At 37.3% G+C, this 15,106-nt stretch carries 14 protein-coding genes and 1 riboswitch; of the genes, 3 read left to right on the forward strand and 11 right to left on the reverse strand.

Annotated features, from left to right (window positions below):
* Position 1: 1 nt before the first annotated feature.
* A complete protein-coding gene (locus PEPE_RS08915) occupies positions 2-544 on the reverse strand; it encodes an NAD(P)H-binding protein (protein WP_002833846.1) in 543 nt (180 codons plus the stop codon).
* Between the two features lie 129 nt (positions 545-673).
* Positions 674-771: riboswitch (purine riboswitch) on the forward strand.
* A gap of 98 nt (positions 772-869) precedes the next feature.
* Between PEPE_RS08915 and PEPE_RS08920 the strand changes: the two genes are divergently transcribed.
* The 3 genes from PEPE_RS08920 (at position 870) to PEPE_RS08930 (ending at position 3,849) form a co-directional block, all read left to right on the forward strand.
* A complete protein-coding gene (locus PEPE_RS08920) occupies positions 870-2,195 on the forward strand; it encodes a nucleobase:cation symporter-2 family protein (RefSeq protein WP_011673920.1) in 1,326 nt (441 codons plus the stop codon).
* 93 nt (positions 2,196-2,288) lie between these two features.
* Positions 2,289-2,855 (forward strand): DNA-3-methyladenine glycosylase I, encoded by a 567-nt coding sequence (locus tag PEPE_RS08925; protein ID WP_002833848.1) that lies wholly within the window; start codon positions 2,289-2,291, stop codon positions 2,853-2,855.
* A 19-nt stretch (positions 2,856-2,874) separates the two neighbouring features.
* Complete coding sequence (locus tag PEPE_RS08930; protein WP_011673921.1) at positions 2,875-3,849, forward strand: SGNH/GDSL hydrolase family protein; 975 nt, start codon at positions 2,875-2,877, stop codon at positions 3,847-3,849.
* A 24-nt stretch (positions 3,850-3,873) separates the two neighbouring features.
* Here the strand turns inward: PEPE_RS08930 and nhaC are convergent, their stop codons facing one another.
* The 10 genes from nhaC to rpmH form a co-directional block, all read right to left on the reverse strand.
* Positions 3,874-5,241 (reverse strand): Na+/H+ antiporter NhaC, encoded by a 1,368-nt coding sequence (nhaC, locus tag PEPE_RS08935; RefSeq protein WP_002833850.1) that lies wholly within the window; start codon positions 5,239-5,241, stop codon positions 3,874-3,876.
* Between the two features lie 320 nt (positions 5,242-5,561).
* On the reverse strand, positions 5,562-7,025 hold the full coding sequence (gene cls / locus PEPE_RS08940; protein ID WP_002833851.1) for a cardiolipin synthase: 1,464 nt from the start codon (positions 7,023-7,025) through the stop codon (positions 5,562-5,564).
* Positions 7,026-7,388: 363 nt separating this feature from the next.
* Positions 7,389-7,787, reverse strand: coding sequence for an HIT family protein (locus PEPE_RS08945; protein WP_011673922.1), 399 nt, complete (start codon positions 7,785-7,787; stop codon positions 7,389-7,391).
* A 130-nt stretch (positions 7,788-7,917) separates the two neighbouring features.
* Positions 7,918-8,496 carry a signal peptidase I gene (gene lepB, locus PEPE_RS08950; protein WP_002833853.1) on the reverse strand — a complete coding sequence of 193 codons (579 nt, stop codon included), beginning with the start codon at positions 8,494-8,496 and terminating at the stop codon, positions 7,918-7,920.
* Positions 8,497-8,687: 191 nt separating this feature from the next.
* The gene (gene yaaA / locus PEPE_RS08955) at positions 8,688-9,443 is read right to left on the reverse strand and encodes a peroxide stress protein YaaA (RefSeq protein ID WP_011673923.1); all 756 of its coding nucleotides are present in this window, start codon (positions 9,441-9,443) and stop codon (positions 8,688-8,690) included.
* Between the two features lie 124 nt (positions 9,444-9,567).
* Complete coding sequence (gene mnmG, locus PEPE_RS08960; RefSeq protein ID WP_011673924.1) at positions 9,568-11,481, reverse strand: tRNA uridine-5-carboxymethylaminomethyl(34) synthesis enzyme MnmG; 1,914 nt, start codon at positions 11,479-11,481, stop codon at positions 9,568-9,570.
* 17 nt (positions 11,482-11,498) lie between these two features.
* On the reverse strand, positions 11,499-12,893 hold the full coding sequence (mnmE, locus tag PEPE_RS08965; RefSeq protein WP_011673925.1) for a tRNA uridine-5-carboxymethylaminomethyl(34) synthesis GTPase MnmE: 1,395 nt from the start codon (positions 12,891-12,893) through the stop codon (positions 11,499-11,501).
* Between the two features lie 287 nt (positions 12,894-13,180).
* The gene (yidC, locus tag PEPE_RS08970; RefSeq protein WP_002833857.1) at positions 13,181-14,020 is read right to left on the reverse strand and encodes a membrane protein insertase YidC; all 840 of its coding nucleotides are present in this window, start codon (positions 14,018-14,020) and stop codon (positions 13,181-13,183) included.
* Positions 14,020-14,379, reverse strand: a complete 360-nt coding sequence (rnpA, locus tag PEPE_RS08975) for a ribonuclease P protein component (protein WP_002833858.1) — start codon at positions 14,377-14,379, stop codon at positions 14,020-14,022. The genes yidC and rnpA overlap by 1 nt, the downstream gene beginning before the upstream one ends.
* A 111-nt stretch (positions 14,380-14,490) precedes the next feature.
* Positions 14,491-14,625, reverse strand: coding sequence for a 50S ribosomal protein L34 (gene rpmH, locus PEPE_RS08980; RefSeq protein ID WP_002829327.1), 135 nt, complete (start codon positions 14,623-14,625; stop codon positions 14,491-14,493).
* Positions 14,626-15,106 lie beyond the last annotated feature (481 nt).

Consider the following 15,106-nt stretch of genomic DNA (forward strand, 5'->3'; position numbering starts at 1 on the left):
CCTATCCTTTATTAGAAATTCCAATCGACTGATTAATATAATTATTGGTCGTAATTGCATCAATAATCACCGTTCTTAAGTTAGCTTCACTAACTCTATCTACGCTAATCTTTTCTCCTTCAGGAATTATATTTAAAGCTACATTCTGAACTTCATCACTAACTTCAACTGGTCGTAAAATTGTATATGGAAGCTCAGTCTCATCCACTAATTTAGCCACATATTTGACTTCTAATAGTAGTTCTTTCAAATCTTGAACTTCAATCCAGTTTGGATTGATTTCTTTATCCATGCCAGCCGTTGCTAGAAAAATAATTTTGTTCGCTTTAATTTCACCAGCCTCAATTTGATCAATAATTCCTTCAAATTCTTCATCCATTCCGAGGTGAAGCATATCAACATACATTACATCATAATTAATCGCCGCAATGTTTTTAACTTGCTTTGGCGTACATATAATTACTGAAAAATCTGATTTTTGTTTTAATTCTTCTAAAACTTTTTTGGAAATAACTCGTTCTGTTCCAATTGCTAATATGTTCATTGATTTCTCCTAAAAATAGTCTTTTTTACATTATAAATCTGTTTGTTTCTTTCTCCAATTTTTTCGACAATAACTATTCTAGTTTGAGAATGGTTGTTTCATTAATTTTTATATGTTAAAATTTCAGTCACAATCAAATAAAACTTAGCCTATATAATGTCTTAATCTGGTTGACAGTTTCTACCCAACGCCGTAAATGTTGGACTATAGGAAAACTAACTCTTATGTATTATGATGGCTTGAGACTTTTTGTCTTGAGCTTTTTTAGTTTTATAGGCTCGATTTCATATTGATTTGAAAATTATGAAAACGAGGATGAGAATTCATGAAAACAACTGAATCAAGTTACACCGAAGTTCCTGTAACTGAAATTAAACCACAATTAACTGAAGGAAAAGCTGCTATTTTAGGCTTTCAACACCTTTTAGCCATGTACTCTGGCGATGTTATTGTTCCTCTTTTAATCGGTGGTTTTTTACATTTTACAGCCGCTCAAATGACTTATTTAGTCTCTGTTGATATTTTCATGTGTGGTATCGCTACGCTCTTACAAATTAAACGCACTCCTCTAACTGGGATTGGTCTCCCAGTCGTTTTAGGTTGCGCCGTGCAAGCCGTCCAACCCCTCCAGCAAATCGGAGGGACTCTAGGGGTCACCGCCATGTACGGAGCAATTATCGCTTCTGGTGTCTTTGTATTTCTAGTTGGTGGACTTTTCTCTAAAATTAAAGGACTTTTCCCACCAATCGTAACCGGCTCAATTATTACCGTAATTGGCTTTACTTTAATTCCTGTGGCCTTTCAAGATATTGGCGGTGGAAATGTTGCTGCTAAAAGTTTTGGAGATCCCCGTAATCTATTAGTAGGCTTAATCACCGTTTTGATTATTGTAGGTATTAATGTGTGGGCTCGCGGTTTTTTCCGTTCTATCGCCATCTTAATTGGTATTTTAATCGGCACCATCCTTGCTAGTTTTATGGGCATGGTTTCGTTATCGCCCATTGCTGAAGCTAGTTGGTTTCGAATTCCTCAACCTTTCTATTTTGGAGTTCCTACCTTTAATCTTTCCGCTATTCTAACCATGATTATGGTTACTTTAACTACAATGATTGAATCGACAGGGGTCTTTTTCGCATTAGGTGATCTGGTAGGTAAAGAAATTACCCAAGACGATTTAAAACGTGGATACCGTTCAGAAGGAATTGCAGCCATCCTTGGAGGGATCTTTAATACATTTCCCTACTCAACTTTTTCGGAAAATGTAGGTGTTCTCCAGCTTTCAGGCGTTAAAAGCCGTAAACCTTTATATTATGCAGCTGGTTTCCTTATTGTTTTAGGGTTACTTCCTAAGGCTGGTGCCACTGCCACCATTGTGCCGACCAGCGTCCTCGGGGGAGCTATGTTGGTAATGTTCGGAATTGTCGGGGTTCAAGGGGTCCGTATCTTACAACAAGTCAACTTCAACCAGACTAAAAACATTCTAATCGTTTCGCTATCAGTTGGTATGGGACTTGGCTCAACCATTTATCCTCAACTTTACCAAGCCCTTCCCGCTACTATTAAAATGCTACTTACCAACGGCATCGTGATTGCTAGTATCACTGCTGTCGTTCTTAATTTGTTATTTAATGGCTACGATCGGGATATGTAAGATGTGCTAAAATTGAATTAATTAAACTAATGTTTTTAATTACCCTTTCAAAGGGAGTTAAAAGCATTTTTATTTAGAATTGGAGAATGCAAAATGAACAATAATTTTATCTGTACATGGGCTCAAAATGCTTCTGAACTCATGCAAGAATACCATGCTAAAGAATGGGGGCAAATCTCCCATGACGATCGTTACATGTTTGAGATGCTCTGTTTAGAGGGTTATCAGGCTGGTTTAAGCTGGAATACAATTATTAATAAGCGTGCGGCCTTTAAAAAAGGCTTTCATAACTTTGAAGTTCACGTAGTAGCAGCCATGACTGAAGCCGATATTGATCGATTAATGGAAACTCCCGAAATTTTACATCATCGAGGTAAATTAGCGGCTACTATTTCTAATGCTAAGGCCTTTATTGAAGTTCAGCTTGAATTCGGTAGTTTTGATGAATATATTTGGAAATTTGTAAATAACCGTCAGATTAACGACCATATTCGAATTCCTGAGGAAATTCACGCCAAAACCCCGCTCTCTGAAATAATTTCGGCTGACTTAAAAAAACGTGGATTTAAGTTTGTGGGTCCCGTAACAGCGTACTCATTTATGCAAGCCATTGGATTAATTAATGATCATGAAATAGAATGTATGTATAATCCTGGTTAACTTAAATCGGAGGCTTACTATGAATCAAATCATCCCTACCTCGGCTAATGGGTGCATTCCTAACGTCTATTTTATGGGGCGTTGGACAACTCAGACCGTTGAAAGCAAGCCAGCAATGTATACCACTAATCTAGGCGCTCAAATTTTGTTTGAAGTTCAAAATGCTGATTATTTCACTTTAGAAGCGGTAATTAATCCTCTTTCTGCTCCTCAAACTCTAAGCATTTATATCGATGATGAATTACATTTAACCCCACTCACTCGGTCTAAAAATGACTTTAAATTAAGTTCAAATCAGTCTCATATTGTTCGGATTTATTTTACAGGCAATACTGACCAAGATGAGATTTGGTTAGGTAATGACGGACTTACCATTAAAGATATCACGATTGCTTCAGGCACCCTAGCGGCTATTAAACCAGCTGGACCACTCGTTGCTTTTATTGGTGATTCTATCACCGCTGGCTGTTGGGTTCGTAGTAAAGCACCTTCTATCGGTTATGGAGCCGACCTTAACTATGCTGCTCAATTATCCCGCGCTTTAGATTGGGAAGATTATCGTATTGCCTATAGTGCTGCCGGTATAATCCGTTACGGAACGGGAGGAGTTCCCCCAGCTGGTAAGTTTGTAAAATATGTCAATTTTAGCGTTAAAGCTCCTCGGATTAATCCTGATTTGGTTTTAATTAATCTTGGGACTAATGATGCTCGCTATGAGGATGACGTTTTTGAAATGTACTTTGTTTGGTTTATAAATGAAGTTAAAAAGCAATTCCCTCATGCCAGAATTATTATAATTACACCTTTTAATCAGGCACATTCCCACGTCATCAAGAACGTCGCTAAAGCCTTAAAAATCGAACTTATTCCAACTTTAGATTGGGTAATTGAAACAAATGATGAAGTTCATCCTAACGTAGAAGGATCAAAAGCAATTAGTGACCATTTAGTCGCTTGGTTTACTGAACCTCAAAACAGGTTACAATCGGAGTAATATTCTCCTCTTGTAACCTGTTTTTTAATTTCGATGTTTGATTCCGATTCCTGTAAAACCACTTAAAATTGAGAATACTGGAGACAACAAGCTAAAGAATACGAATGGTAGGTAACTTAAAGTTGCTACATGAAAAGTATTGGCCGCGAAAGTACCTGCTACCCCCCATGGCACAATGTAATTAATTACTGTTCCACCATCTTCAAGTGCACGACTTAGTGTGACGTTTGCTAGCCCTGAGCGTTCAAAAGTTGGTTTAAATGCTTTCCCAGGTAAGATGACAGATAGGAATTGTTCACCGATGAATAAATTCACTCCAATTGCACTAGCAATTACCGCTAAGATTAGTTTCCCATCGCTATTTAAACGTTGCGCGATTGGTGCCATGATTTGTTCAATTAAGCCTAAGTGTACTAAAATACCACCCAAAGATAATGTGACAACAATCAAAGCTACGGTCCCCATCATGCTAGCAATCCCACCTCGAGTTAATAGCTGATCAACGTCTATATTACCAGTCTTTGAAATAAATCCATTTTCAATAATTGAGGCAATTTTTGTTACTGTAATCTGAGGATTGCCGATAAAAACAAATATTACAGAAACCCCGATATTAATAAATAGAGTTGGAACGGCAGGTACTCTCATCCAAGCGCAGATAAACATTAAAGCAATTGGAATAATAACCCAGAAGTTGACGTTGAAGTGCTGTTCTAAAATAGCCACGGTTTGGTTAATCTTACTCATGTCTGCACTTTTAGCTTCGCCCATCCCCATTATCGTAAATAAAATCAAAGCTCCCACAAATGCTGGAACTGTTGACCACATTAGATTTTTAATATGATCAAATAGGTCTGCGTCTACTACTGCGGCCGACAAATTAGTTGATTCAGAAAGGGGCGAACACTTATCACCAAAAATTGCCCCAGAAATAATTGCTCCAGCTACGAGGGCCGGATTGACTCCCATGGTGACTCCCATACCAAAAAATGCTATTCCCACCGTTGACATTACCGTAAATGCTGAACCCACAGCGGTACCGACTAGTGAACAGACGATAAATACCGAAGGAACAAACCATGCTACATTTATCAACTTAAAACCAATTACCATTAACGTCGGAATAATACCGGCTGCAATCCAGACACTAATTAGTGCCCCAACTAAAATAAAAATAAAGATGGGGATAATCCCCGTTTCAATTCCATTTTTAATTCCTTGATTGATATCTTCCCATTCAAAACCTCGTAGCTTAGCCCACATCGTTATTAAACCTAAAACTAACAATACTGGCGTTTGAGGAGATAATTTAAATTTAATTACTCCTAGCCCCATTATCACTAACATTAAAACCAATACCGTGCTAGTTTCTAAAATACTAACCTTTTTCATTCCAAGTCCCCCTTATTTTGACCAAAAAAATGTCCCTGCTGCATCATAAATGCAACAGGGACGATATGGAGACCGTGGTACCACCCAGCTTAAGAGAACCCAAAAAGACCTCTTCACTCACTAGATTGATAACGGTTCTAGTTATTTTCCGTTAAATTAAACTATTCCACGGTATTTCGACAACATAACCCTGATCGGTTCGCAGCAACCACCGACTTTCTGACACCCAGATTATGCACTACTTAATGTGAAAGTTAAAATGCTTTAATTGATTTTTTACAAGATTATCACGGGTTAAAAATAACGTCAACTCTTTTTACTTACAAAATTGGTGAAAGCAAACGTGAAAAGGTTTGTTTGAACTTCAGCCATGTGGATTGTTTATTAAACATGGCTACGGTTTGGAGACTAGAATGTTTGATATCTTCTTCATAAATTTCCTGCAGTTGTTTTGCAATATTTTCATCATACATAAAGGCGTTAACTTCAAAATTAAGTTTGAAACTACGGAAATCCATATTCGCAGAACCCACTGTAGATATTTTTCCATCCACTACCATCGTTTTAGCATGGATGAAACCATTGTTGTAGTAATAAACTTTAATTCCCCACTTAGCACATTGCCAAGCATAATATTGGGTTGCACGATAGACAAACGCGTGATCAGGCATACATGGAATCATTACTCGAACATCTACTCCCGATGTTGCTGCTAAGCGCAATGCGTCCAAGACACTATCATCTGGAATTAAATATGGTGATTGAATCCAAACCGATTCTCTGGCTTTATGAATCATTTTCAAATAACCCATTTTAATTTTTTCAATATCTGAATCTGGCCCATTACTAACGATTTGAAGACTGGTATTGCCTTTAACTTCAGCGACTGGGAAATAAACTGATCCAGCTTTAAACTCTTCGACAATTTGTTTTTTACGGTCTGTAGCATTCCAATCCAGGATAAATCTTGATTGAAGTCCGTAAACTCCAGAACCGATGATTTTCAAATGGGTATCTCGCCAATAACCAAATTTCTTCTTACGGCCTAAATATTGATCTCCCACATTAAAACCACCAACATAACCAATCTTACCATCAATCACGACAATTTTACGGTGATCCCTGAAGTTCAATCGAAAGTCAGTTAAAGCTGAACGTGTACCTAGAAATGGATACGCTTCTCCGCCTAGTTCATTCAATTTCTTGAAGAAACTTCTTTTGGTACCTAGCGATCCCCATGAATCCCATAGCACCTTAACTTCAACACCTTCACGTGCTTTTTCTTCCAATAGCTCGCGTAACTGATTGCCAATTTGATCATCATAAATTGTATAAAATTCAACGTGAATATGCTTTTTCGCTTTTTTAATTTCAGCAAAAATATCATCAAAAAGTTCATTTCCATCTGTGATGATTTGAACTTCATTTCTTCGATTTAAAAAAGAATAATCCGTTTTAGTAAAGAATTGGACCATTCGTTCTGAATCTTTAACAACTTGATCGGCAGCAGTAAACTCATTCTTTTTTAGCTCTCGACGCTGATGCTCCATAACTTGATCCAATTGAAGGCGAGTCTTACTTTTCAGCGGAAATAATTTGTTTTCTGGTAGCTTTCGTCCCACAAAGGCGTATATCACAAAGCCTACACCAGGCAAGAAAAATAAGACCAATAACCAGGCCCAAGTAGCAGCTATATCTCGACGTTGTCTAAAAACTGTATAAACGGCACCAATAATATTTAGAATAAGAATAATATATATAATATCTTTTATAATTTGAAACATCTAAATCCCCCATTATACTCGTATGGATTCATGATACTATGTAGATTTAAAAATGAAAGAACTTTTTTATTTTAGCCTTTTTTTAGGACTAAATTTTACCCGTTTTGAAATATTACATTAAACCCGATAAACTGTAATTTCTCAGCAATCAAAAATTCACACTTTCTTCACAATTTCTTTTTATAGTGACACTATAGATAACTTTTTCATTTACTCCCCCCATAAGGTGAATGAAAGGTCTAACGACCAGTTACCTATTACCTGTATATGCGTCTCTCCCCCCTGGTGAGACGTTTTTTTATTTCTTAAAATAATAAAGCATTCGATACTTTATAAAGTACCGAATGCTTTCTAATTTATTTTCTAATCCATCCCCTTGAATTGAGGACGCTCCGGAGGTACTAAGAATTGGCCCGGAACTGGTTTACGCTTTGGATCTTCATTCCAGTAGCGTGGTATGAGATGGATATGACAGTGAAAAACACTCTGGCCTGCCGCCGCACCTGAATTTACTACCACATTATATCCATCCGGTTGGTATTTTTGGTCTAAGATCGCCTTATTTTTTTCGACCAATGTAAAAATTGCGTGTCTTTCCTCTTCATTTAATTCCCACAATTGACGGACATGCCGTTTAGGTACGATTAAAGTATGTCCCTTACTAACTGGATAAAAATCTAAAAATGACGCTGCTAATTTATTTTCAACAATATAATCTTCCTTTGTTTTCTGGCAAAAAACACAATTCGGATCACGCTTCATTTTTCATTCCTCCACGATTAAGTTCCAAGTTACCAATCTCTTTTACTAGCTGGTACGTTAATTTAATTTTAGCGCTTACCTTCATAAAAACAAACAAAAAAAGCTGCGACTATCTCACAGCTTTCTTAGCTTAATCGGTTGCTAACTTATTGATATTTTTCTTAGCTTGATCATTTTTACTCCAAAATGGAACCTTCACAACACCCATTACTTTAGACTTCTTAACAAATCCCCAGTATCGACTATCGTTAGAAACACTTCGATGATCTCCTAACACAAAGTACGAATCCTTGGGTACCTTTTTAGGACTCTTAGCCCAGCCATATTTGTTGGCAATTGAAGCTAAGGTCCAGTTTCCAGTCCCCGTTGTGCGTTGTTCTTCATCAATAAATTTTTGAGGAACTAACTTATCATTAACATACAACTTTCCATCTTTATAACTAATTGTGTCCCCAGGAACACCGATGACCCGCTTAACATAATCTACGGGTTCAGTAGCTGCCGGATCTTCTCCATGAGCATCAAAAACAATTACACTCATCCGCTTAACTTCCATTGGTTTCCAAACTAATACTCGTTCACTATCTTGTAGGTTAGGTTGCATTGAAGAGCCATCTACCTTAACAAATTGAAACAGGAATGTTTTAACTAGCAGTGCAACTAATAATCCAATTACGATTGGTAAAATCCAATCTCTCAAAAAACGCATCGATCTTCCTCCAAACACTTTAGTCTCTTAATGAATCTTATTGTAGCCCAAACTTAGTTACTTGTCTTAGAAATTTTACTTTTGAAATGAAAACTTGATATTTTTATATACTTTTGCAATATAACTGTTATATTTGCCAATCTATGGGTATTCACCCACCTTCAATTTAAGTTCAAAATTTGTTTAAGTCATTATTTGTGAAGTTCATTTTTGATAAACACCATTTTATCAGCACTTGATAAATCGGCTCGGTAAGCATAGTTTAAACGATCAAAGCTCTTCAGTTCTTTGGTATTTTTAACTTGGTTAAGCGCCATAAAATTAACCATTTCTCCTCGAGCTTCTTTGGCCGGAGTTGCTTTTTGCTTTACCTTTCCATCGATAATTTCTCCAAAAATACAAGTAGTCATTTTATCGTCTTCTTGAAGAAACGGACGTACGGCTTTTTCATATTCTTTAGACGCTAAATTAACGACGGCTCGATTATCTTTATATAAATTTTGATAAAGCTTAGCTCCCCAAAATTGGCATAAGTTATTATAGTTGTCTATTTTTAACTTCGCTTGCATTTCTAGTCGATATGGGACAATCCCATCAAATGGACGTAGCACTCCGTAAAACCCAGATAGAATTCTTAAATGTTCCTGTATATAAGCCAACTGCTTTTCCGTCATTAAGTCTGGAGCCATATATTGATATTGAATTCCGACGTAAGCCATAATTGCTGGCGTTAGCTGATATTTTAAATCTAAACCTTGCAGACGCTCATAATTCAATTGAGCAAGTTTATCGCTACACTTCCATAACATTTTAAGATCTGAGTACGTAAGTTGTTTCATCATCGTCAGAATCTTCTGGGTTTGCTTCAAATATACTGGCATCGTCGTCGCGTCAAAGGAATCTGTATCTACTTGCATCTTCTTAGCTGGTGCAATAATTATCTTCATGCCATTCTCCTTTTTTACTGCCTATTTTAGCAGAACTAACATTAATTTTTTTCAGTTTCACGTGAAACATTCTTTTTTGTGAAACAAAAAAAGCTCCTTGAATTTTTCAAGGGGCTAATTTTTGTTATTCTGCGATTTTTGCGATTTTTCCTTGTTGGATATAAACACTCAAAATTGCAATGTCAGCTGGTGTTACCCCGCTAATCCGTGAAGCCTGTGCAATGGTAGTTGGACGGATTTTTTCGAGTTTTTGGCGACCTTCAGTGGCCAATCCATTAATAGCTTCATAATCAATCCGATCTGGGATAGCCTTTTCTTCCATCCGCTTCAAACGATCCACCCGATCTTGAGCCTTTTTAATATATCCAGCATATTTAGTTTCGATTTCGACCTGTTCAATTACTCGACGATCTAAATCTTTTTCTGGAGCATCAATGAACTTCAATAAGTCACTATAGTTAACTTCCGGACGCCGTAGAAATTCTGATGCTAAAACCCCATCTTTTAAGCCGTTAGAACCCTTTGACTCTAGGAATTTTTGAACTTGACTAGGTTTAATTCGAATTTCTGACAGACGTTGTAGTTCATCCTTAATATCTTGTTTCTTTTCAAGGAATGCATTATATTCTTCGTCACTAACCAAACCTAAGTTATGTCCCACTTCTGTTAAGCGTAAATCAGCATTATCATGACGTAAAATTAAACGATATTCTGCACGACTGGTCAACAAACGATAAGGCTCTTTAGTACCCTTAGTTACCAAATCATCGATCATTACACCGATGTAAGCATCACTACGTTTCAGCGTTAAAGGCTCCTTACCTAGGGCCCGACGGCCAGCATTAATCCCTGCAATTAGACCTTGACCAGCAGCTTCTTCATATCCTGATGTTCCGTTAGTTTGACCAGCAGTATATAAATTCTTTACTAGTTTAGTTTCCAAAGTGTTCTTCAATTGATAAGGTGCTACCACATCGTATTCGATCGCATATCCGGGACGCATCATTTCAGCTTCTTCTAGCCCCTTAATGGAATGCAAAATTTGTTGCTGCACTTCTTCAGGCATTGAAGTTGAAAGTCCTTGGACATACCATTCGTCAGTTTTACGGCCTTCTGGTTCAAGGAACAACTGGTGACGACTCTTGTCCGCAAAACGAACAATCTTATCTTCGATTGAAGGGCAGTAACGAGGTCCGACACCTTCAATCATTCCTGAAAACATGGGAGCTCGATCTAAATTCTCGCGAATGATTTCATGAGTTTTTTCATTTGTGTAAGTCAACCAGCAAGATAATTGGTTTTTAAGTTCAATGTACTTACTATCTGGTGTTTGGAAACTAAAATGATTAGGAACTTCATCACCGGGTTGTTCTTCGGTTTCATCGTAGTTGATAGTTCCGCCATCAACTCGAGGAGGTGTCCCCGTCTTGAAGCGCTCTAAGTCAAAGTGATATTTTTCGGTCAAGTTTTTGGTTAACTCTAGCGCAGCTTGAGAATTGTTAGGACCGGATGAATATTGAAGTTCACCAATGATAATTTTACCGCGAGCAGCTGTCCCTAATGTTAGAACAACACTTTTAGCTTGATAACGGGCGCCGGTGTTAGTAATAACTCCCTTGCAGACCCCATCTTCAACAATTAAGTCATCTACAATTCCTTGACGCAAAGTCAAATTAGGTTCAGCTTCGATGGTCTTTTTCATCTCAGCATGATAAGCATGCTTATCAGCCTGCGCGCGCAGCGCGCGCACCGCTGGGCCTTTTCCGGTATTTAACATCCGCATTTGAACATAAGTTTTATCAATATTGCGACCCATTTCGCCGCCTAATGCATCAATTTCTCGGACAACAATTCCTTTGGCTGGACCACCAATGGAAGGGTTACATGGCATAAATGCCACCATGTCGAGATTAATGGTCATTAAGAGGGTTTTATTACCCATTCGAGCGGCAGCGAGCGCCGCTTCCGAGCCAGCATGTCCAGCTCCTACTACAATTACGTCATACTCGCGACCTTCATATTGTTTTACTTCAGACATATTTTTCAACTCCAAATTTATTTTCCTAAACAAAATTGACTAAATAACTGATCTAATAATTCGTCTTGGTAACTATCACCAGTAATTTCACCCAATAAATCCCAAGTACGTGTCATATCGATTTGAACTAAATCAACTGGCATTCCTGTTTCAATCCCTTCAAGAACGGCATCTAAAGCTGTATCAGCTTGCTTCAACAATCCAATATGACGAGCGTTAGTTACCATAATATTATTAGAGGTATTTTCAATGCTTCCAGCAAAGAACATTGCTGCAATACGATCCTCAAGGTCTTTGGTTCCTAAAGGTGAAACGGCTGATGATTTGATAATTTCTTTATCATCTACATATTCTTGAAGTTCATTTAAGTTAATTTTTACTTCTAAATCTGATTTATTAAGCACGACGATCCGCTGCATATGATTGGTTTCTCTTAGCAGCTCCCGATCCTCATCGCGCAGTGGGACACTACTATCTAAAACCAAGATAACTAAATCGGCTTGTGAAAGAGCTTTGCGGCTTCGATCCACTCCAATTTTTTCAACTTTATCTTCTGTTTCATGAATACCAGCTGTGTCAACCAACTTAAGTGGGACCCCTTGAACATTAACATATTCTTCAATTACATCACGAGTTGTACCAGCAACATCCGTGACGATGGCCTTATCTTCATGTAAAAGATGATTTAGAATACTAGATTTACCGACATTGGGATGCCCAATAATGGCGGTAGCCAGCCCATCACGGAGCACTTTACCTTGTTTAGCAGTTGAAAGTAATTGTTGAATCTTCGCTTTAACTTCAATTGCTTTTTCTTTAAGTAACCGAGCTGTCATTGTTTCGACATCGTCATATTCTGGATAATCAATGTTAACTTCAACTTGTGCTAAAACATCTAAGATATTTTGACGTAAATTAGTAATTAAATGGGATAAATTTCCATCTAACTGATCAAGCGCCACTTTCATCGATTGATCAGTTTTAGCACGAATTAAATCCATTACGGCTTCTGCTTGAGACAAATCGATTCGTCCGTTCAAAAAAGCTCGTTCAGTAAATTCACCCGGTTTAGCCAATCTCGCATCTAACCCTAAAATAATCTGTAAAATTCGGTTAGTTGCGACAATCCCACCATGACAATTAATTTCGACGATATCTTCCTTGGTGTATGTATGTGGCGCACGCATTACAGACACCATTACTTCATCTACTTCATTTCCATTTTCTGGATCAATAATATGACCATAATTAATGGTATGGCTATTCACCTTATTCAAATCTTTGCCACGATAAATCTGGCTGGCAGTTTTAAGTGCATCCACTCCGCTAATTCGAATAATTGAAATTCCGCCTTCCCCAGGTGGAGTTGAAATTGCTGCAATTGTGTCAAATTCAGTTGAAACAGTTTGCATAATGTTATCCTTTCTTTTTCCAATAAAAAAAGCGCAGTTCCACCCATAATCCAGTTAGCCACTTGGATATAGGGTGGACAAAGCACTTTCACTACTTCATCATATTCACTTTATACGAACTACATCATAAAATTTAAAGACGGATTTGTCAATTTTTTATTCTCATTAATCTAATCCAGCTCTATGGGCATCATATCACTCCATCATCACGTTACTTAAATCAACCTGCATTTAGTCCATCAAAAAAGCAATCACCCCTGCGAAACAGTTGCGATTGCTTTCATAAATTATTTTCGTTTACTCTTCATTGCTCGGCGTTTAGCTTTTTCAATTGCTTTACGCTTTGCCTTTTCAGTTTGAATTTTTTCTTCACGTTCTTTTTGGATCTTGAACGGATTCTGAATTATAAGTGTTTGACCAACTTGGAATAGGTTAGTTACTACCCAGTACAATGTGATCGCTGCTGGGAAGTTTAAAGCAGTAATCAAAATTACTAGTGGCATACCAAACGTCATGGCCGATGTCATTCCATTTTGTGATCCAGCGGGTTGTGACTTCATCGACAACCAAGTACTCATAAATGTGAACAAGGCGGCTAAGATGGGTAAAATAAAGTAAGGATCCTTATCACTCAATTGTAGCCATAAGAAAGTACCCTCTTTTAACACTTGGGTCCGGCTAACCGCCGCATACAAAGCATACATAACTGGTAATTGGATGATCAATGGCAAACATCCAGCCATCGGATTTACCCCAGCTTCAGCATAAAGCTTTTGCTGTTCTTCACGAAGTTTTTGCTGACTTTCAGCATCTCGTGATGAATATTTTTGCTGTAACTGTTTTAACTTGGGTTGAAGTTCAGCTGTTTTCATCGTTGTTCTAGTTTGATAAATCATCAATGGTAAGATGATAATTCGAATTATTATGGTGAAAACAATAATACCCCAACCATAATTGCCACCAAACAACTTGGATAAGTAGATGATGAATCTCGAGAAATTGTAAACAATCACTCCGTCCCAAATCCCAGTACTGTGACTGGTGATGGGCGCTGTGCTACACGCAGTTAATATGAAGGATAGGGCTGCCACACTGAGCAACGCCATATTTCGTTTTAAATGTTTCACTATTCTTCCTCACTTTGTTTTGAAGCAAACAACCCTGCTAGCTTAAAAACATGTTCCAATTGTTGTTTAACTTCATTCATTGGTAGTCCAGAAGCTTGTGGACGTGCTATAACTAAAAAATCGACGTCTTGACGTAAAAGAGGCTTGAATTCCAAAATGCTTTGACGAATTCGACGTTTTGTATAATTACGCATTACCGCATTACCGATTTTTTTCCCAACGGAAATTCCAACCCTAAAGTGAGGTTGTTCTGGTTTGTCCATCACGTAAACGACAAATTTTTTATTTGCAAATGAATTACGAGTTTCAAAGACCTTTTGAAACTCAAGTTCTTTTTTGATTCGATACGACTTTCGCATTATTTCTCTCCACAACCTATATATATATCACTAACAAACATTATATGTAAAAAAGCTTCTATTGTCTCTAAAAATTTAAAAAATAAAAGACCACTGGGATCAGTGGCCTTATTATGCAGATAATACTTTTCTACCTTTTTGACGTCTACGTGCTAAAACTTTACGGCCGTTGCTTGTGCTCATGCGCTTGCGGAAACCGTGAACGCGTTGACGATGGCGTTTCTTAGGTTGATATGTTCGTTTCATTATGGTCCACCTCCTGAACGAAAATACACATACTGAATTTTTATATCTATTTTTTAATTTTCGATAAATCAGTTTATGTCGTTTAAACAATTACCTTAACATAATATCATACCTACAGAATAAATCAAACCACCTATTAGGAAATAATTTAAAATAAAATCCAAAATTTTATCCACAAACAGAGCGTTAGCTTGTCTATACTTTGTGGATAACTTTTTAAACGATTTCGACTTATCAACAGGCTTTTTCGCAGCAATTTTTTTCGCTCACAGGGTGTTTATATAGTTATCCACAGCCTTGTGGAAATCTGTGGATATGTTTAATAAACGTTGATATAAAAATAATAGTTATCCACAAGTTTCTGTTTATAACTTAAATTTCTACGAAAAGAGAATTGCTTGATAACACCCTGTGGATAACTCGGATCACAGACTGTTATTTAACCCCATTTAGTTATCCACATCCATGTGGATAACTTTAT

It is taken from the genome of Pediococcus pentosaceus ATCC 25745, assembly GCF_000014505.1.
Classification (GTDB): Bacteria; Bacillota; Bacilli; order Lactobacillales; family Lactobacillaceae; genus Pediococcus; species Pediococcus pentosaceus.